The organism is Mycobacterium lentiflavum, from assembly GCF_022374895.2.
In the GTDB taxonomy this organism is placed as follows: domain Bacteria; phylum Actinomycetota; class Actinomycetes; order Mycobacteriales; family Mycobacteriaceae; genus Mycobacterium; species Mycobacterium lentiflavum.
The window spans coordinates 4,759,646-4,778,402 of record NZ_CP092423.2; the positions used below are offsets into that span (position 1 = coordinate 4,759,646).

20 protein-coding genes are annotated in these 18,757 nt (G+C 65.6%); 18 read left to right on the top strand and 2 right to left on the bottom strand.

The window, feature by feature from the left end; translation table 11 throughout:
* Positions 1-253 precede the first annotated feature (253 nt).
* From mrf to MJO58_RS22135, 11 genes are all read left to right on the top strand, one after another.
* The gene (gene mrf, locus MJO58_RS22085; protein ID WP_350355900.1) at positions 254-1,453 is read left to right on the top strand and encodes a ribosome hibernation factor-recruiting GTPase MRF; all 1,200 of its coding nucleotides are present in this window, start codon (positions 254-256) and stop codon (positions 1,451-1,453) included.
* 181 nt (positions 1,454-1,634) lie between these two features.
* Complete coding sequence (locus tag MJO58_RS22090) at positions 1,635-2,834, top strand: PPE family protein (RefSeq protein WP_276553178.1); 1,200 nt, start codon at positions 1,635-1,637, stop codon at positions 2,832-2,834.
* A gap of 21 nt (positions 2,835-2,855) precedes the next feature.
* Entirely contained in the window at positions 2,856-4,052 is a 1,197-nt protein-coding gene (locus MJO58_RS22095) for a PPE family protein (RefSeq protein ID WP_239720951.1), read from the top strand.
* Positions 4,053-4,058: 6 nt separating this feature from the next.
* A complete protein-coding gene (locus MJO58_RS22100; protein WP_239720952.1) occupies positions 4,059-4,409 on the top strand; it encodes a DUF732 domain-containing protein in 351 nt (116 codons plus the stop codon).
* A gap of 179 nt (positions 4,410-4,588) precedes the next feature.
* Positions 4,589-5,587, top strand: coding sequence for a metal ABC transporter solute-binding protein, Zn/Mn family (locus MJO58_RS22105; RefSeq protein ID WP_090605970.1), 999 nt, complete (start codon positions 4,589-4,591; stop codon positions 5,585-5,587).
* On the top strand, positions 5,587-6,471 hold the full coding sequence (locus tag MJO58_RS22110) for a metal ABC transporter ATP-binding protein (protein WP_239720954.1): 885 nt from the start codon (positions 5,587-5,589) through the stop codon (positions 6,469-6,471). The genes MJO58_RS22105 and MJO58_RS22110 overlap by 1 nt, the downstream gene beginning before the upstream one ends.
* The gene (locus MJO58_RS22115; protein WP_239720956.1) at positions 6,468-7,385 is read left to right on the top strand and encodes a metal ABC transporter permease; all 918 of its coding nucleotides are present in this window, start codon (positions 6,468-6,470) and stop codon (positions 7,383-7,385) included. The genes MJO58_RS22110 and MJO58_RS22115 overlap by 4 nt, the downstream gene beginning before the upstream one ends.
* Positions 7,382-8,272 carry a metal ABC transporter permease gene (locus MJO58_RS22120; RefSeq protein WP_090605979.1) on the top strand — a complete coding sequence of 297 codons (891 nt, stop codon included), beginning with the start codon at positions 7,382-7,384 and terminating at the stop codon, positions 8,270-8,272. Before MJO58_RS22115 ends, MJO58_RS22120 begins: the two co-directional genes overlap by 4 nt.
* A 25-nt stretch (positions 8,273-8,297) precedes the next feature.
* Positions 8,298-8,711 (top strand): Fur family transcriptional regulator, encoded by a 414-nt coding sequence (locus MJO58_RS22125; protein ID WP_239720958.1) that lies wholly within the window; start codon positions 8,298-8,300, stop codon positions 8,709-8,711.
* Positions 8,712-8,826: 115 nt separating this feature from the next.
* Positions 8,827-9,969: a GTP-binding protein gene (locus MJO58_RS22130; protein ID WP_239720959.1), complete on the top strand. Its 1,143-nt coding sequence runs from the start codon at positions 8,827-8,829 to the stop codon at positions 9,967-9,969.
* A 9-nt stretch (positions 9,970-9,978) separates the two neighbouring features.
* Positions 9,979-10,239, top strand: a complete 261-nt coding sequence (locus MJO58_RS22135) for an ANTAR domain-containing protein (RefSeq protein WP_239720960.1) — start codon at positions 9,979-9,981, stop codon at positions 10,237-10,239.
* 9 nt (positions 10,240-10,248) lie between these two features.
* Here the strand turns inward: MJO58_RS22135 and MJO58_RS22140 are convergent, their stop codons facing one another.
* Together MJO58_RS22140 and MJO58_RS22145 are read right to left on the bottom strand one after the other, a co-directional pair.
* Complete coding sequence (locus MJO58_RS22140) at positions 10,249-10,506, bottom strand: type B 50S ribosomal protein L31 (protein ID WP_239723393.1); 258 nt, start codon at positions 10,504-10,506, stop codon at positions 10,249-10,251.
* A gap of 169 nt (positions 10,507-10,675) precedes the next feature.
* Positions 10,676-11,029, bottom strand: coding sequence for an ArsR/SmtB family transcription factor (locus MJO58_RS22145; RefSeq protein WP_090605987.1), 354 nt, complete (start codon positions 11,027-11,029; stop codon positions 10,676-10,678).
* Positions 11,030-11,095: 66 nt separating this feature from the next.
* Between MJO58_RS22145 and MJO58_RS22150 the strand changes: the two genes are divergently transcribed.
* The 7 genes from MJO58_RS22150 (at position 11,096) to MJO58_RS22180 (ending at position 18,756) form a co-directional block, all read left to right on the top strand.
* Positions 11,096-13,057: a heavy metal translocating P-type ATPase gene (locus MJO58_RS22150; protein WP_239720961.1), complete on the top strand. Its 1,962-nt coding sequence runs from the start codon at positions 11,096-11,098 to the stop codon at positions 13,055-13,057.
* Between the two features lie 61 nt (positions 13,058-13,118).
* A complete protein-coding gene (locus MJO58_RS22155; protein WP_239720962.1) occupies positions 13,119-13,625 on the top strand; it encodes a DUF732 domain-containing protein in 507 nt (168 codons plus the stop codon).
* Between the two features lie 95 nt (positions 13,626-13,720).
* Positions 13,721-14,566: a mycofactocin-coupled SDR family oxidoreductase gene (locus tag MJO58_RS22160; RefSeq protein ID WP_090605996.1), complete on the top strand. Its 846-nt coding sequence runs from the start codon at positions 13,721-13,723 to the stop codon at positions 14,564-14,566.
* A gap of 63 nt (positions 14,567-14,629) precedes the next feature.
* Positions 14,630-15,028: an ArsR/SmtB family transcription factor gene (locus MJO58_RS22165; RefSeq protein WP_239720963.1), complete on the top strand. Its 399-nt coding sequence runs from the start codon at positions 14,630-14,632 to the stop codon at positions 15,026-15,028.
* Positions 15,025-16,053, top strand: a complete 1,029-nt coding sequence (locus MJO58_RS22170) for a cation diffusion facilitator family transporter (protein ID WP_239720964.1) — start codon at positions 15,025-15,027, stop codon at positions 16,051-16,053. Before MJO58_RS22165 ends, MJO58_RS22170 begins: the two co-directional genes overlap by 4 nt.
* Positions 16,054-16,072: 19 nt before the next feature.
* On the top strand, positions 16,073-17,155 hold the full coding sequence (locus tag MJO58_RS22175; protein ID WP_239720965.1) for an NAD(P)H-dependent amine dehydrogenase family protein: 1,083 nt from the start codon (positions 16,073-16,075) through the stop codon (positions 17,153-17,155).
* Positions 17,156-17,214: 59 nt separating this feature from the next.
* On the top strand, positions 17,215-18,756 hold the full coding sequence (locus tag MJO58_RS22180; protein WP_239720966.1) for a molybdopterin-dependent oxidoreductase: 1,542 nt from the start codon (positions 17,215-17,217) through the stop codon (positions 18,754-18,756).
* Position 18,757: the final 1 nt, after the last annotated feature.

The following is an 18,757-nucleotide window of genomic DNA, read 5'->3' on the forward strand; positions in this document are numbered from 1 at the left end:
TTGCTGGGAATGGCTGCCGAGGGTAGCCGTTGAACGCGAAAGTGGTTCACTGCTGCCGACGCCATTGACCTACCCGACGCATCAGTTGCGCGGCCCCGCGCCCGACGGCGCGAGCAAAAGCGTCTGCCACCTTTACCGCAGTGGCATCAGCCTGTCCCGAATGACCTTGACGTGAATAAGTTTCGACAACCGGTCTGCGAGGAGGTACCGTACGGACAATCACTAATGAAAACGATTATCAATAAGAGGTCCAATGCGGACACCCGTCATTCTGGTCGCTGGCCAGCAAGGCACCGACACGGTGGCGGCGGCCCTGCTGCGCACACCCGGGACACTGGTCGTAGAGCACCGCTTCGACGGTGATGCGGTGCAGCGGACGATGACAACCCTGCAACGCGGTCTGTCGACAACCTCGGAGGCCAAGCTCGAACTCGATCACGGGTGCCCGTCCTGCACAATCCGCAACGACTTGCTGGTGTTGCTGCGCCAGTTGCATCGCTGTGACGGCGTCGACCGCATCGTGGTACAGCTGGCCCCGTGGCTCGAACCCGAACCGATCTGCATTGCCATCCACCACGTTCGGGTACGCGTGGCACCCGGATACATCGATGGACCTGCGGCACTGGACGTGTCGATCGCGGCCGTGGTGGCCTGTGTCGATTCGTCGGTGTGGCTCAGACAGGTGCTCGGGGACGCTGTGCTCGACGACGGACGCTCCCGTGCCCAAGTTGTCGCCTGCCAAGCCGAATTCGCTGACCTCGTGGTGCTCAACCACGGCGACCCGTTGCTGGCCGCAATATTGCGTCGTCTGTCACCACGGGCACGCATTCATGTCGGCGCTGACGGCATCGAGCACGCCCTCGACAACCTGTACCGCGATGCCCGCCGCGGTCAAAGCGACGATCCGCACGCCCCGCTGCTGGCCGGACAGCCGCCGCTGGATTCGCGGGGCCCGATCAGCCTCATCGAATTCAATAGCCGGCGCCCGTTTCACCCGCAACGTCTCCACGCGTGTCTGGACCTGCTGTTAGATGGCGTCATTCGCAGCCGGGGACGGCTGTGGTTGGCCAGTGAAAACGAGCAGGCGATGTGGTGGGAATCGGCCGGTGGTGGATTGCGGATCAGTTCGGCCGGCAGATGGCTGGCCGCCTTGACGGGGCCCGAGCTTGCCAAAGTTGACGCCGAGCGACGTGTCTTCGCCGAGTTGCGGTGGGACGAGCAGTACGGCGATAGACACACGGCCATGACCGTTCTGGTGTACAGCGCCAACCCCGCCGAAATTCTCCGTGCTCTCGAAGGCGCGCTGCTTACCGACGCTGAATTCCGCTCGCCACAGGAATGGCTCGACTACGAAGATCCATTCGGTGACTGGCCGCAAGACCTGCGTGAAGCACTACCCGAACAGGGCCAAGACAGAACTGCCCGCGACACCCAATTCGAAGGCCGCCGATGAAACCCAATGTCCGCCACCACCATGACATCGCGGCTTCAAACGCAAAACCTAGCGCGAGGTCTCTGTCCCGGTCGGCCCTCGCCAGTTCTCAGATCGTCGACTCGGCGTGGACTGAATTCGCGTCGAACGCGGTCATCGAGCCAGCCAACGTAGCTGCGGGCCGGTAAGCGGAGGGGGAATCATGCTGGATTTTGCGGCGTTACCGCCGGAAGTCAATTCGACGAGGATGTATTCCGGCCCGGGGTCGGGGCCGTTGCTTGCCGCTGCGGCGGCCTGGAATGCCCTGGCCGCTGAAATGCGTTCCGCGGCAACCGATTACGAATCGGTGATTCGGGAACTGAGCAGCGCGGGTTGGATTGGTCCGTCGTCGGCGTCGATGATGGCGGCGGCCGCGCAGTATCTCGCGTGGCTCAACGCCACTGCTGCGCAGGCTGAACAGGCGGGGATGCAGGCTCATGCGGCCGCCACCGCTTTCGAGGCGGCGTTCGGGATGACGGTGCCCCCGCCGGTCGTTGCGGCCAACCGTACTTTGCTGGCGAACCTAGTGGCCTCCAACATTTTCGGGCAGAACACCCCGGCGATCGCGGCCACCGAAGCCCAGTATATGGAGATGTGGGCGCAAGACGCCGGCGCGATGAACGGCTACGCCACCGCCTCCAACGCCGCGGCGCAGATGACACCGTTCACCTCGCCGCAGACCAACACGACCCCTGATGCGGCAACCGGGCAAAACGAGGCGGTCTCTCAGGCATTGAACTCGGCGGCCGGCAATGCGCAGTCACTGCTGTCGGCGGACCCGGCCAATGACGTCAACGCCCTGGCCGCTCCGCAGGCGTCGGGATCGCTCTACGATTACCTGACGCAATTCTTCGGCAACACCAACAACACGGCCGCGGGCCAGTTCTTGAGCAGTAACTTTTTCGCTAACTCGATCCTGAATGGTTCGCTGGCCGGTGGCCCGTTTAACCCGCAATCCATCATTTCAACCGTCGAGGGCTTCAACTTCCTGCAGACCACGGCGACGACGCTGGGTGGTTTGGACGACTTCACCGGCGGTGCCGAGGCCGCCGTCACCAGCCTGAGCGCCAACTCGGTGGGGTCGGTCAGCGCGGGGGGCGCGTCGGCGGGAATCGGTAACGCGCATCTGGTCGGTTCGATGTCGGTGCCGCCGAGCTGGAGCAATGCGGCCACGATCAGTGCCGGTCAGGGGCCGGCGCCGGTCACCGGGCTCAGTGATATCGGGTCGGCCGGGACGCCGGCTGCGGGCGGGCCGGGTGGGGTGGCCGGGCCGCTGGGGGGCACCGGCAAGCGGTTGCGCCGCGCCATCCCCCGGTACGGGTTTCGGCCCGTGGTCATGCCACGTCCGCCGGCCGCCGGTTAAGAGACGTCAGGAGGAGATGTCATGCTGAACTTTGGGGCGTTGCCGCCGGAAGTCAACTCGGCCAAGATGTATGCCGGACCTGGATCGGGGTCGATGCTGGCCGCCGCGGCGGCCTGGAACGCGATCGCTGCTGAGATGCGTTCGGCGGCAAGTAATTACGACGCGGTGATCCGTTCGCTGGTCAGTGAGGGCTGGCTGGGTCCGGCGTCGGCGAAGATGGCGGCGGCACTGCAGCCGTATCTGCAGTGGATGAGCACCACCGCCACGCAGGCCGAGCAGGCCGGCGCTGCGGCCAACGCGGCCGCTGCCGCCTACGAGGCCGCGTTCGCCGCGACGGTGCCCCCGCCGCTGGTGGCCGCTAACCGCACGCTGCTGGCGAACCTGGTGGCTACCAACATCATCGGCCAAAACAGCGGGGCGATCGCGACGACCGAGGCGCAATACGGCGAGATGTGGGCCCAAGATGCCTCGGCGATGACCAGCTACACCACGGCGTCGCGGGCCGCCACGCAAATGACGCCGTTTAGCGACCCGCAGTCCGACACCAGCGCGGACGCAACGGCGTTGCAGGCCGATGCGGTGACCAATGCCAACGCCCTGGCCGCCCCGTTGGCCGCCGGCGCGGGAAACAACATATTCACGCCCGGCTCGGGTTCAGACACCACCGGACTTTCCGGGTTGCTGAACATTTTCAGCAATTCCAACCCGAATCTGCTGGGGGCTTTCCTCAACAACAACAGCGTCTCGGGCCTGTCGAACGCCTTTACCACCAACGGCATCCTGAACCCGACGACAATGATAGATCCCGCCGCGACAGCCGTCGCGAACGCCGCCGTACAAGGGGCGACCACCTCAGGGCTGGAGGACCTGGCCGCCGGCCTTGGTGGGGCGGCTGCGGTGTCCTCGACGACCAGCCTGCCGGGCGCGGCCGCCACCGCCGCAGTAGGGCAGGCCAGTCTGGTGGGGGCCCTGTCGGTCCCGCCGACCTGGGCCGGCAGCGGCGCCACCGTCAGCACCGTCGCGGCCACAACGCAGGTCGGCGCCGGGGCCTACCACAGCTTCGGCGCGGCCACCCCGATGGTGATGGAAGAAGCCGGAGCAGTGGGCATGCCCGGCGTGCCGCTAGCCGGCGTTCCGGGGGCGCACGAGGATGAATTCGCCGACCCGATCTACGGGTTCCGGCCCCGCGTCATCGGCCGCCCACCCGCCGCCGGTTAACGCCACATGAAAGCCCTACCGCTGCTGACAAGCCTCGCCGCCCTGATCGGCCTGGCCGCACCGGCCCACGCCGACCCCGCCGACGACGCCTTCCTCGCCGCACTCACCAACGCCGGCATCACCTACCACGACCCCGACCACGCCATCAAAGCCGGCCAAAAAGTCTGCGACCTCGCCAACTCCGGAACATCACAACTCGACATCATCCGCGACATCCGCGATCTCAACCCATCCTTCACCATGGCTAAGGCCGCCCAGTTCGCCAAAGCCGCCGCCATGGCCTACTGCCCCGAACGCCTGGCAACCGACAGCGGCGGCAACGATCCCCGCAGCGCCGGCACCTATCCCAACAGCTGAGCACAAGCGCCGGCTCTTCGTACGGAATGCTGTCTGCGTTCCGTGCACCGTGGGCGGACTGTGCAACCTCAATTCCCGTGTCTCGCAACCCGCGGCGAACCTGGCCGCACATCCGAGCGGCGGCCCCTGCCTTGGGTGCAAACCGCGCAGACAGGTGCTATGATCCAGCCGTATCGCTAATGAAAACCATTTCCAATAATGACAATGGGGAGCGCTTGGTGAAGAGACAATCTGCGCGGCGCAAGGTGGCAGTATTGGCGGCGGTAAGCACGGCCGCGATGCTCCTCGGCGGCGTTGCGTGTAGCACCAACAACGGGCCGCAAGCTGGACCCGGTGGCACCAGCAGCACCGGCACCGGTTCCAAAATCACGGTTGTCGCGACCATCAACGCGTGGGGCAGCATCGCCGCCCAGCTCGGCGGCGACCGAGTGCAGCAAACCAGCCTCATCACCAACCCCGACACCGACCCGCACAGCTACGAGCCATCGGCTGCAGATGCGCGCTCGGTCGCCGACGCGACGATCGTGGTTGAAAATGGCATCGGCTACGACGCGTGGGCCGACAAATTGGTCGCCTCCGATCCGAATCCGAAGCGCGCCGTTGTCAATGTCGGTGACACTGTGGGAGTCGGCGCGGGAGGCAATCCGCACCAATGGTATTCGCCTAACTCGGTCTCCAAGGTGGCCAATGCGATCACCGCCGCTTACAAGAAGGCGGACCCGAACGACTCGGCATATTTCGATCAGCAGAACTCACGGTTCCTCAACCAGGGCCTGTCCAACTACCACAGCTTGATCGCCACCATCAAAGCCAAATACGGTGGGGTGCCGGTAGGGGCCAGCGAATCAATCTTTGCTCCGCTCTCGGATGCGTTGGGGCTCAACCTGATTACGCCGCCAGAGTTCCTCAAGGCAATCAGTGAAGGCACCGATCCGTCACCGGCGGACAAGGCGACCATCGACCACCAGATCGCTACCAAGGCGATCAAGGTATACGTGTTGAACAGCCAAAACAACAACCCGGATGTGCGGGCGCAGGTCGACGCAGCCAAGAAGCAGGGCATTCCCGTCACTACGGTGACAGAGACTCTGTCACCGGCGAACACGTCGTTTCAAGATTGGCAATCCGCACAGTTGTCTGCCCTGGCGGATGCTCTGCACACCGCGACAGGACAGTGATGACCAGCGCACGCCCCGGACCCGCCGAACTGCAGGTCGACCGAGCCCCAGCGACCGAGGAGATCGCGGTCCGGATGCGCGGCGCTTCAGCCGTGGTGGGCGGCAAGACGGTGTGGTCGGATGTCTCCCTCGATGTCGCCGCCGGAGAGTTCGTCGCGGTACTCGGTCCCAATGGCTGCGGAAAGTCGACCCTGCTGAAAGTCCTATTGGGGCTGGCCCCGGCGCACGGCACGGTTGAGGTGCTGGGCGAGCGCCCCGGCCGGCGCAATAACCGGATCGGGAATCTGCCCCAGCGGCGCGCATTCGACGCCGCCGTGCCCATCCGCGGCATCGACGTGGTGGCCCTGGGATTGGACGGCGCGCGCTGGGGAACACCCATCCCCTTCTTGAGCCGGCTTCTCGCCCCGCGACGGTTCGCGGAACGTCAGAGACGGCTTGAACATGTAATCGAACTGGTCGGCGCGACGAAGTATGCCCAGCGCCCGATCGGCCGCTGCTCGGGTGGCGAACAACAGCGGCTGCTGATCGCACAAGCACTGATCCGTCAGCCGGAACTGATCTTGCTCGACGAGCCCCTCGATAGCCTCGATGTGCCCAGCCAGGCCGGGATCTGCGCTCTGGTGGGCGACATCTGCCGCCGCGAGCACGTCGCGGTGATCATGGTGGCCCACGACGTGAACCCGATCCTGCCGTACCTGGATCGCGTCATCTACATCGCTGGCGGGTCGGCCGTGATCGGAACTCCCGAGGAGGTAATCACCGCCGATCAACTCAGCGCGCTCTACGGCATCCCGATCGAAGTCCTCCACGACCGGGCCGGGCGCTTATTCGTCGTCGGCCAGCCCGACGCTCCTCCCCCGCAGACCGCGCGAGCCCAGGCATGAATCCGCAGCTGACCTGGAATCTGATCACCGACGTCCAGCAGATGTGGGCCTACCCGTTCATGGTGACCGCGTTTCGTGCCGGCACGGTCGTCGCCGTACTCGCCGGCGTGGTCGGATGGGTAATGGTGCTGCGCAAGGAAAGCTTCGCCGGGCACACGCTGGCCATCGTCGGCTTCCCCGGCGCCGCCGCCGCGGCGTGGCTCGGCGTGGCCACCGGCTACGGCTACTTCGCGGCCTGCATCGGCGCCGCAGCCGCGATCGCGTTTCTGCCCACGTCGAACCCGGCACGCGAGATGGGCGGCCTCAGTGAGGAATCCGCGGGAATCGGCACGATTCAAGCTCTCGCACTGGCGACCGGATTCCTGTTCGTCAGTCTCTATCACGGATTCCTCTCCGGGCTTACCAACCTGCTCTTCGGCACCATCGCCGGAGTCAGCGCCGAGCAGCTTCGGGTGCTGCTGATCGCCGCAGTGGTGTGCCTTGCTGTGCTGGCCGCGATCGGGCGTCCCCTGCTGTGGGCCTCGATCGACCCCGATGCCGCAGCCGCCAACGGCGTCCCGACCCGATTCGTCGCCGGGATGTTCCTGCTGGTGCTTGGCGCCGCCGCTGCCGGTGCCAGCCAGATTACCGGCAGCCTCTTAGTATTCGCGCTGCTGGTAGCTCCGCCCGCGGCCGCATTCCACCTCACCGCCCGTCCCGCGACGGGCATTGCGCTCTCGGTCCTCATCGCGGTCGCCGTGACGTGGGTGGGGATCGGTTGCGCGTTCTATTCTCCGTATCCCATCGGGTTCTGGGTGAGCAGTTTCGCGTTCGGCGTCTACTTGCTGGCGGTTGGCTACCGGGCGAGCGTCGAGCGGACACTACGGCGGATCGACCGACAGCGTTCGCCGATTCGTCCTGCGGTGGCGGCATGACGGTCCACGATGGGCCCGCCTACGCGTCCGGGCCACTGAGCGGCTTGACGAATATGCTCGCCCACCCCTTCATCACCCATGCGCTGGTGGCCGGGACTGCGGTGGCGGTGGTGTGCGGGCTGGCCGGTTACTTCCTTGTGTTGCGCGGCCAGGTGTTCGCCGGCGACGCACAAGGACATATCGCCTACACCGGCGCCATGGCGGCTCTAGTTGCCGGGCTCGACCCGCGCGTGGGATTGTTCGCCGCGACCATCATCGCCGGAATCGCGCTCGGCTTGATCAGCCGTCGTGGCGCCGACGATGTCGCCATCGGCTCGTTTTTCTCCTGGATACTCGGCCTGGGCGCGCTGCTATTGACGTACTACACCACCCATGGCAGCGGTAACTATGGCACAGCGAACGTCAATGTCTTGTTCGGCAGTATTTTTGGGATCAACGACCAGGCGAGTGCCGTGGCGCTGGCGGTCGCCACCGGCGTGGGTGTCGTGCTGATCATAATCGCGCGCCCGCTGCTGTTCGCCACCATCGATCCGGGCATCGCCCAGGCCGCCGGCGTTCCGACCCGGCTGCTCGGCTCCCTCTTCTTGGTCATCGTCGGCGTCACCGTCGCCGAGGCCACTCAAATCATCGGCGCGCTTGTCGTCCTCGGCCTGCTCGCCGCGCCGGCTGCAGCCGCCATGCGGCTAACGGCCCGTCCCTGGCGGGGGTTCTGCCTGTCTGCCGTCTTGGCCACCGCCGCGATCTGGATTGGCGTCACCATCGCCTACGCCGTTCCCGCGGCGCCAGCCACCTTCACCATCATGAGCGCCGCCGCGACCATCTACCTGATCGCCGCAGTGATCGGCACCCGAAGCCGCGAGCCGCGGTATGCGCAGGCGGCGCAGTAACAGCGAAAAGCCAAGGAGCGCAACGATGCCCGCACCTCAGGTGCGACGCCCGATCCGAATGACGTCCCAGCAACGAGCGCTACTCGACCTGCTGCATCGCAGCGACCGCTTCCGGGGGGCCCAACAACTCCATGACGACCTGCGTCAAGGCCGCGGCGTCCGGATTGGTTTGGTGACCGTCTACCGGATCCTGAACCTTTTGACTGACCTGAAAATCACCGAAACCCAGCGCGCCGAAGACGGTGAAATGTTATATCGGCTGCGGACCACTTCCGAGCACCGCCACTACTTATTGTGCCGACAGTGCGGGCATGCGATCGGCTTTACCGCAGACGAAATCGAAGCCTTCACAAGCAAACTCGCCCAACAACACCACTACACCGACCTCGCCCACGAGATCGACTTCTACGGAACGTGCCCACAGTGCGTCGAAATCTGAACGCGAGCGGTTAAGAACAGCACTTTGCCGACCACACCGCGAACGGGATCGCGCGGAATCCTTGAGGAATCAGCGCATCTTTGCCAACCTTAATGAAAATCATTATCATTAATGGGTGCCCCCGCAACACTATGCGCTGCTTCCCGTAACCGTGCTGTCCGGCTTCCTCGGAGCCGGAAAGACAACTCTGCTCAATCATGTCCTGGCGAACCGGGAAGGTCGGCGAGTCGCGGTGATCGTCAACGACATGAGCGAGGTGAACATCGACGCCGCGCTGGTCGCCGGAACCGGCTATCTGGACCGCACCGAAGAGAAGCTGGTCGAACTGACCAACGGCTGCATTTGCTGCACGTTGCGCGAAGACCTCATCGAGTCGGTAGCGCGCCTCGCAGCGGCCGGCCGTTTTGACTATTTATTGATCGAGTCGACGGGAATCTCCGAACCGATGCCGGTTGCCGCGAGCTTCAGCTGGGAGTTCGACAACGGCTTCAGCCTCAGCAGCGTCGCCAGGCTCGACACCATGGTCACGGTCGTAGACGCATCGACGTTCCTGCAAGAGCTGGCCCGCGGCGACGCGCTCGCGGCTCGCGACCTCGCCGTTGACGGCACCGACATCCGCACCATTGCCGACCTGCTCGTTGACCAGGTGGAATTCGCCGACGTCATACTGCTCAACAAAACCGATCTGGTCGGCGAAGACGTCTGCGCAAGGGTAACCGCAGTGCTACGGCGCCTGAATCCGTCGGCCCGCATCATGCCCACCAACCACGGCCGGGTGCCACTTGAACAAGTGCTGGGCACCGGGCTGTTCGACCCCGATCTCGCCGCGCAAGCCGCGGGCTGGGACGAGGAGCTGCGCGGCGGTCACACACCCGAAACCGAGGAATACGGGATTAGCAGTGTGACGTTCCGCGCACAGCGCCCTTTTCACCCAGAACGTCTGCAGGCGGCTTTGGAAGAATTGCAAGGGTTGTTGCGCAGCAAGGGTTTCTGCTGGATCGCAAGCCGACCCGATCTCGCCGCGATCTGGTCTCAGGCCGGCCCCAACCTGATGATCGAACCGGCGCAATACTGGGCGACCGCCGACTTCTCGCCCGGCCAGGAAATCGTGTTCATCGGGATCAAGCTCGACCGCGACCGCGTCCTGGGGCTGATGTCGTCGGCATTGCTGACCGACGACGAGTTCGCCGACGGCCCGCAGCACTGGACCACCTACCCCGACCCGCTGCCACCGTGGAGCGTCGCTCATGCCTACTAGGCAACAGTGATGGCCCACACCCACAGGTACCGTCCCGCCGACCACCGGTCGCGTCGCGAAATCGATATGGCCATCGGCGTACTGATGGGCATTCGGCGTTGCTCGCAAAAAGAGGCTTTGGACACGCTGGTGCGCGCCACGCGCGCCAGCGGGGTCGGAATCGGAGGGGTTTCGCGCACGCTGCTCGACGTCGTCAGCGAGGGCCCCGAACCATCCACCGACGACGCCATAGCGCATTGGAATGCGTTGCTTGAGCTCCCCAGCCGTTGAGGTCCGCCGTCAGCTGCGGTTGCCGTAGCGGCGGCGGAATTTCTCGACTTGCCCTGCGGTGTCGAGGATTCGGCGCCCTCCGGTCCAGAAGGGGTGCGAATCGGAGGTGACCTCAACGACGACAAGCGGATATGTCTGTACGCCCTGCGGCGTCTCCCACTCGATGGTGCGCGAACCGGTCATCGTCGACCGCGTGAGGAACGTCTTGCCGGTAGTGGCGTCCTGGAAGACCACGGGGTGGTAATCCGGGTGGATGTCGGGTTTCATCCTGGTTTCTCGCACCTTCATGTTGACAATCATTTTCATTAGAGCGCTCACCACGCTACCGTCACGCGCCAGCCTTGTCGACAAGCATTTTCAATAACCAATTTCGGGTAGGCCGCTGAGCGCTGCCAGTGCCGCAGGCCATTGCGGCAATGGGGTCCGACCGGCGAGCTCAGGCGGTCGTTTCGCTCGCGCCGAGGCGCAGGTGCTCGATGTGGTAGACGGCCTCGTCGAGCAGTTGAGCGACGTGGTTGTCGTAGAGGCGGTAGACGATGTTGCGGCCGTTGCGATCGCCGGCAACCAGTCCCAGGGCGCGCAGCAACCGCAATTGGTGAGACACCGCCGGCTGCTCCATGCCGACCGCCGTGGACAGTTCGCCGACCGAACACGGAGACCGCCTTAGCCGGGTGAGGATCATCAGTCGGTTCGGTGAGGCCAGCGCTTGCAGTGTCTCGGCGATCTTCACGGCCGACATCGAGTCGAGGGTGGCCGGTGGCGTCACCCTGCCGTCGACTCCGTGTCCCATCTCCCAATTGAAGCACGCGCCCCAACCGATATGACATATGTAGAGCTTTACATGTATACATGTACGATGACGTGTACCACCGCGCAGCCGACGCGCACACCCTCGTGGACCAGTGGGCCCGCACGCGTCTCGGGACTGTGGTCGGTCGCATCCGTCCGATGGGCGACGGTCGCTTTGGCCCTGTTCATGGCCGGGCTCGCGACGCAGTTGCTTGACGCTCCTACGTGGACGTGGTGGGGCTTGTACCTCGCCTGCTACCTGACCGGCGGCTGGGAACCGGGCTGGGAAGGCTTGCAGGCGTTACGTTCTCGCACGCTGGACGTCGATCTGCTGATGGTGGTCGCCGCCGTCGGCGCCGCAAGCATCGGCCAGATCTTCGACGGCGCACTGCTGATCGTCATTTTCGCCACGTCCGGCGCATTGGAAGACGCGGCGACCAAGCGCACCGAGGATTCGGTCAAGGGATTGCTAGACCTTGCACCCGATCGCGCGATGCGCCTCGACGCCGCCGGGATCGAAGAATCGGTCAACGCCGCCGACCTTCGTGTCGGCGATCTCGTCATCGTGCGCCCCGGTGAACGTGTCTGCGCCGACGGTGTGGTTGTCGACGGCGTCTCCGACGTCGACCAGTCGTCGGTGACCGGGGAGTCGATGCCGGTCACAAAGTCGGCCCACGACGAGGTTTTTGCCGGAACCCTCAATGGCGCTGGCGCACTTCGTATTCGCGTCGCCAAAGACCCCTCCGACACCGTCGTCGCCCGCATCGTTGCCCTGGTCGCGGAGGCGTCGGCCACCAAAGCAAAGACGCAACTGTTTATTGAGAAGGTCGAGCAACGCTACTCCGCGGGCGTCGTCGTGGCGACGCTCGCCCTGTTCGCGGTGCCCCTGATCCTCGGGGCCGACCTACGGTCCACGCTGCTTCGCGCGATGACGTTCATGATCGTGGCATCGCCGTGTGCGGTGGTATTGGCGACCATGCCACCGCTGCTCTCGGCGATCGCCAACGCCGGGCGGCACGGTGTGCTAGTCAAGTCGGCGGTCGCGATGGAGCACCTGGCCGCCACCACTGCGGTGGCCATCGACAAGACCGGCACGCTCACGACGGGGACACCGCAACTCACCGGCATCGCGGTGATTGAGGACCGCTGCTCAGATGACGACGTGCTGCGAATAGCAGCCAGCGCAGAGCAATTCAGCGAACATCCGCTCGGGCGCGCGATCGTTGCCGCCGCGCGCGCACGCGACCTGCCCTTGGCTGAAGCCACCGATTTCGCGGCCCTTCCCGGTCGTGGCGTGCGTGCGCGTGTCGCGCGCCGCAGCATCGAAGTGCTGAGCCCGCGGGCATTTCACAGCAACCCGGCCGCGGCGAGCGACCTGGAACGCCGGGGCGCCACGGCCGTTCTCGTCGTCGTCGATGGTGCGCCGGTGGGCGTTCTCGGACTCGACGACACCGTACGCCCGGGATGCGATGTGGTGGTCCGCGCAATCGCCGCGATCACCGCGGGACCACCGGTGCTGCTGACCGGTGATACCCGCCCGGCAGCAGAGCATCTGGCCGCACAGGTCGGGATCGTCGACGTCCGCGCCGACCTGCTGCCCGACGACAAGGTCGCCGCGGTGCGCCGGCTCCAGGCCGACGGCCACCGGGTGTTGTTGGTCGGCGACGGCATCAATGACGCGCCCGCCATGGCCGCCGCGCACTCCTCGATTGCCATGGGCCGCAACGGAGCCGACCTCACCTTGGAAACCGCCGACGCCGTAACCGTCCGGGACGAACTCGCCACGATCCCGGCCGTCCTTGCGCTGGCCCGTCGGGCGCGTCGGGTCGTGATCGCCAATTTGGCCATCGCGGCGGCCTTCATCACCGGACTCGTCGTCTGGGACCTGTTCGGCCGCCTGCCACTGCCCCTCGGCGTCGCGGGCCACGAGGGCTCGACCATCATCGTCGCTCTGAACGGATTGCGACTCCTGAGCGGCGGGTTTGGCCGATCGCTCCCGATGCACCCGGATCGTGATGTAACGGATTGACGATCGTTACCGAAGACAGGGGTAGTGCATGGCTGTGCACTTCCTGACTCCTAGGAGCGATATGACCGCACTGATGACGATCGGCCCATGGACTACCCGGACGGTTGGTCGCTGCGGCGCGGTTCGCGCAATTCGCCAGCCGACGCCACGGGCAGATCTCATCGATGCGGCTTGCCGGGCGGTGCGCCCATTGGCGGTTGCGGCCGGCATCCTCGCGGCCGCAGCGACGCTGCCTGCGCTCGCCCAGGCCGACACGTCCGGCGACGCAATCACCAGCGCGCTCAACGGCGCGGGAATCGGCAACAACGGCTCGCTGAGCAACACCATCGCCGGACTGGGCCAGTCAATTTGCCCATCCTTGGTAAAGCCGGGTGCGACGGTCGCGACCGTAGCGTCGCAACTGTCTGGGAAGACTGGGCTTTCGGCGACCATGGCCGGGCTGGTCACCAGCATGGCGATCCAGATGGAATGCCCGGGTGTGCTGAACTCGGTTGCCAACGGCAAGATGCCGTTCCCCCTGATGGGCGCCAACCCCGCGCCCACCCCGTTTCAGTTGCCCGGCCGCTAGCCCGCTTTGGGCTAGCGGAACCCGGCGGGGCACGAGGGCTCTCCGAGCAGGGCTATCGTCTCGGTGAAAGTCGTCGATCGGTAGGAAGGGTCACCATGACGAGCTCCGTTGGCAGAGTGGCCGGCAAAGTCGCGTTCATCACGGGTGCCGCGCGTGGCCAGGGCCGAGAACATGCCGTCCGCCTCGCCGAGGAAGGCGCCGACATCATCGCCGTGGATCTGTGCGGCGACGTCGAGGGCGTGATCTATCCGGGAGCCACCCAGGACGATCTCGACGAAACCGTGGCGCTAGTCGAGAAGTTGGACCGGCGCATCGTGGCCGCCAAGGCCGATGTCAGAAACCTCGTGAGCCTGCGCGAGGCGTTGCAGCGGGGAATCGACGAGTTGGGCCGGCCCGATGTAGTGATTGCCAACGCCGGCATCAGCGGCAGTCCCGCGCCCGCCGCGATGATCGAAGAAGCCGCCTGGCAGACGATGCTGGACATCAATCTCACCGGGGTCTGGCACACCGTCAAGGTGGCAATACCGCATATGTCCGACGGCCGCGGCGGATCGATCATTCTGGTGAGCTCAATGTTGGGACTCCGCGGTGGCGGGTACATGGCACACTACGCCTCGGCGAAGCACGGCGTGGTCGGATTGATGAACTCGCTCGCGAATGAGCTTGCGCCGCAGTTGATTCGAGTCAATTCCATCCACCCTGGCAACATACGGACGCCGATGATCGACAACGAGCAATTCCATCGCACGCTGCGGCCCGACCTCCCCAACCCCACGATGGACGACACGGCCGCCGTGCTCGGCCACTTCCATATGCTGCCGGTGCCGGTCATCGAGGCGAGCGCGGTCAGTAACGCCGTGCTGTTTCTCGCCTCCGACGAGTCGCAGTACATCACCGGCGCCGCGCTGCCGATCGATGCCGGGGCGGTCGCGAAGTTCTAATGGCACCGGTCACCGGGCGCATTTGCGAAGGCGGCATTCCGCCGCGTAAGTTACTATCTACGTATGCATGCAGATAGTGGCGCAGCTGAGCTTGCCGAGGATCAGGTCAGCCTGATCGTCGAGGTCTTCCGAATGTTGGCCGACGCCACCCGCATTCGGGTGTTGTGGGCGCTGACCGAGGGCGAGTCGTCGGTCAACGATCTGGCCGAAAAGGTGGACAAGCCCGCGCCGTCGGTGTCCCAGCATCTGGCCAAGCTGCGGATGGCTCGGCTGGTGCGCACCCGCCGGGCCGGCACCACGATCTTCTACAGCCTGGAAAACGAACACGTCCGCCAACTGGTCATCGACGCGGTGTTCAACGCCGAACATGCCGGTCCCGGGGTGCCGTCGCACCACCGCGGCGACCCGAACGTGCGGGGCATCACGACCGATCGCCGGCCACGAAAGGCCAACGCGCGATGAGCGATCACGGGCACGACGATCACGAGCACCCGAAGGGATTGCACGGCGCGATCAAGGAGGTTTTCGCGCCGCATTCCCACGATGCCGCCGACAGCTTGGACAGCGAGCTGGAATCCAGCGCCGACGGCATCCGCGCGGTCAAGATCAGCCTGCTGGTGCTGGGCGCGACCGCCGTTGCGCAGATCGTCGTGGTGATCCTGTCCGGCTCCATCGCACTGGCGGCCGACACCATCCACAACTTCTCCGACGCCCTGACCGCCGTGCCGCTGTGGATCGCATTTGCGTTGAGCACCAAGGCCGCAACCCGCCGCTACACGTACGGCTTCGGCCGGATGGAAGACCTTGCCGGACTGTTCGTGGTCGCGATGATCACGCTGTCGGCGATCATCGCCGGGTACGAAGCCATCGAGCGGCTGATCAATCCGCGGCCCATCGGGCACCTCGGCTGGGTCGCGGTGGCCGGACTGCTCGGGTTCATCGGAAACGAATGGGTGGCGCTCTACCGCATCCGGGTCGGACGCCGCATCGGCTCGGCCGCGCTCGTCGCGGACGGCCTGCACGCGCGCACCGACGGCTTTACCTCGCTGGCGGTGCTGATCGGCGCGGGCGGCGTGGCTTTGGGCTTCCCCCTCGCCGACCCGATCGTCGGCCTGCTGATTACGGTGGCCATTCTGGCCGTGTTGCGCACCGCGGTGCGTGACGTGTTCCGTCGGTTGATGGACGGTGTCGATCCGACGCTGATCGACACCGCCGAAGCTGCGCTGGCCGCCCGGCCGGGCGTGCGGTCGGTGCGCAGCGTGCGGATGCGCTGGATCGGGCATCGGCTACATGCCGACGCCGAACTCGACATCGATCCGGCGCTGAGTTTGGCTGCGGCACATCAGATTGCGCACGAAGCCGAACATGACCTGATCCACGCGGTGCCCAAGCTGACCACCGCGATGATCCATGCCTACCCCGCCGGCGGCACCAATGCGGCTCAGCAACATCGCGAGAGCGTCGCGTCGCACAGCCATCACCACTGAACGGTCGGAAGGGACACCGATGACAGAGCCGCTCCGCATCGTCGCATGGGGCACCGGAACGGTGGGCTCCGAGATGTTGACCACCATCATCGATCACCGGCCCGATCTCGAGATCGTTGGCGCCCGGGTGTATTCCGGCGAAAAAGACGGAGTCGACGTCGGCACCCTGGTGGGCCGCGACCCGATCGGCGTCGCGGCGACCACGGATGTCGACGCGATCATGGGGCTCGACGCTGACTGCGTGCTCTACACGCCGCGCAACACCAACCTCGATGAGGTGTGCGCATTGCTTGCCGGTGGGAAAAATGTTGCGACAACGGCATTCCTGTTCCATCCGCGCCGCATCACACCTGCCGATCGTCATCGAGTGCTCGAGGCCTGCCGGGCCGGCGACACGACGGTGCATGGCAGCGGGTTGAACCCCGGGAACCTCTCCGGCGCCCTGCCGCTGACGCTTTCGGGCATGTGCCGCACCATCGACAAGATCACGCTCCAGGAACGCGCCGACTGGTCGGTCTACGAAAGTACGTCAATCACGTTCGACAACATGCGCTTTGGCCAACCAGTCGAGGAGATCAGTCCACAAGCCAGCGAGTTCCTCGCCTTCAACAGCGGGATCTTCACCGAACAGGTCTGGTTTCTGGCCGACGCACTCAATGCCGACATCGACGAGGTCACCGCGACGGTGGAGGCGGTTCCCGCCCGGGAGGATCATCAGATCTTCGATCATGTGCTGCGCGCGGGAACCACCGCGGGGCAGCGGTGGAAGTGGTCGGGCCGGCGCCACGGCGAGGTGCTCGTCGAAATCGAGACGCTGTGGACCGTCGGCGGCGAGTACCCGGAGCACTGGCCCAAACCCCAGGACGGGTGGACGCTGACGATAGAGGGCGACCCCTCGATGCGGACCCACTTCTTCTGCCTGGCGAGCTTCACCCGCGCCGCGAGCATGGAAGAGCATGTCCGCTCGGCAAGCGTGGCCACCGGCATGCAGGTGCTCAATGCCGTCCCCGCGATCTGCGCCGCCCCAGCGGGCTTCGCCACTGCGGCAACGTTGCCGCTGATTCGCAGCCATGTCGGATTCGGCAACACAGCCAAGGCGTGATCGGCTGCCCGGCAGGCTTTTTGCGATACCTTAGCCGACACGCGAGTACAGTTACTCCGATGGCGGCCGCGACGTCGAATGAGCGAATGATCGCCGGGGTTGCTGCCGCGGCCGTCTCGCTCGGCGTGGCCGCGCTGGCGGGTATCCCGTTCGGCGCGCGGGCGGATGCTCGTGCCGCGATCGGCTCGGTGATCGTGGACCTGACCCCGGGGCCGGTCAAAGAATGGGCGATTCAGACCCTGGGCTCGCTGGACAAAATCTTCTTGGCGATCGTCGTGCTGGTGGTGATCGCGACGATCGCGGCGCTCGCCGGCAGCTTCGAATCCAAGCGGCGTCCCGTCGGCAGTGCGGTAATCGCCGCGGCGGGCATCCTCGGTTGCGCCGCGGTGCTATCGCGGCAGGGCGCGACGTTGCCCGACACGATACCCACGGTCACGGGCACCGTCTGCGGCGTGGCGACCCTGCGCTTTCTCACCCGCCGGTTCGGGCCAAAAGAACCGGCCGCCGACGACGACGGCGACGAGCCGGACGCACGCAGGCGCGCGCTGGTGGTATACGGATTGCTCGGATTCGGTGTGGTGAGCGGTGTCGTGGGTGCGGTCGTTTCACGATTGGTGCATTCGGTGGCCGCCGACCGCAACGCCGTCACGCTTCCGACACCGCGGGTACCGGCTGCACCGATACCCGCCGATGTGCAACCGAAAGGCGTCGCGCTCCCGAGCTTCATCACCGCTAGCGGCGACTTCTACCGGGTGGACACCGCGCTGAGCGTTCCCCAGCTGAGCCACGGCGACTGGCGGCTGCGCATCCACGGCATGGTGGACCGCGAGGCTACCTACAGCTTCGCCGACCTGGCCCGTTTCGAAGTCATCGAGATAGTGACGACGTTGACCTGTGTGTCGAATCCCGTTGGCGGAAAGCTGATTTCGACGGGGGTGTGGACGGGATACCGGGTGGCCGACCTGCTGGCGGCGGCCGGTGTGCACGTAAATGCCGACATGGTGCTCTCCACGTCGATCGACGGGTTCACCGCGGGCACACCGGTGCAGGCCCTCACCGATGGTCGCGACGCGCTGCTGGCGGTGGGCCTGAACGGTCAGCCGTTGCCGGTCGAGCACGGCTACCCGGCCCGGCTGGTGGTGCCCGGGCTCTACGGGTACGTGTCCGCCACCAAGTGGGTCGTGGACTTGGAGCTGACTCGTTTCGACAAAGCGAAGGCGTACTGGACGCGGTTCGGCTGGGCAGCGCAGGCGCCGATCAAGACCGAGTCGCGCATCGACGTGCCGACCGACGGCCAGAAACTGGCACGAGGAGCCGTCGTGTTCGGTGGGGTGGCGTGGGCACAGAATCGGGGGGTGCGGGCCGTGGAGGTTCGCATCGACGAAGATGGATGGCAGCCTGCCGAACTTGGCGCCAGCTATTCCAACGCGACGTGGCGATTGTGGAGCTTCCCGTGGCAGGCGAACACCCCTGGGAATCACAGCATTACGGTGCGCGCCACCGACAACTCCGGAGCCACCCAAACTGCGGATCAGGTTGGCAGCATCCCTGACGGCGCCACCGGCTGGCACACGGTGAACTTCACCGTGGCGGAGAACTAGC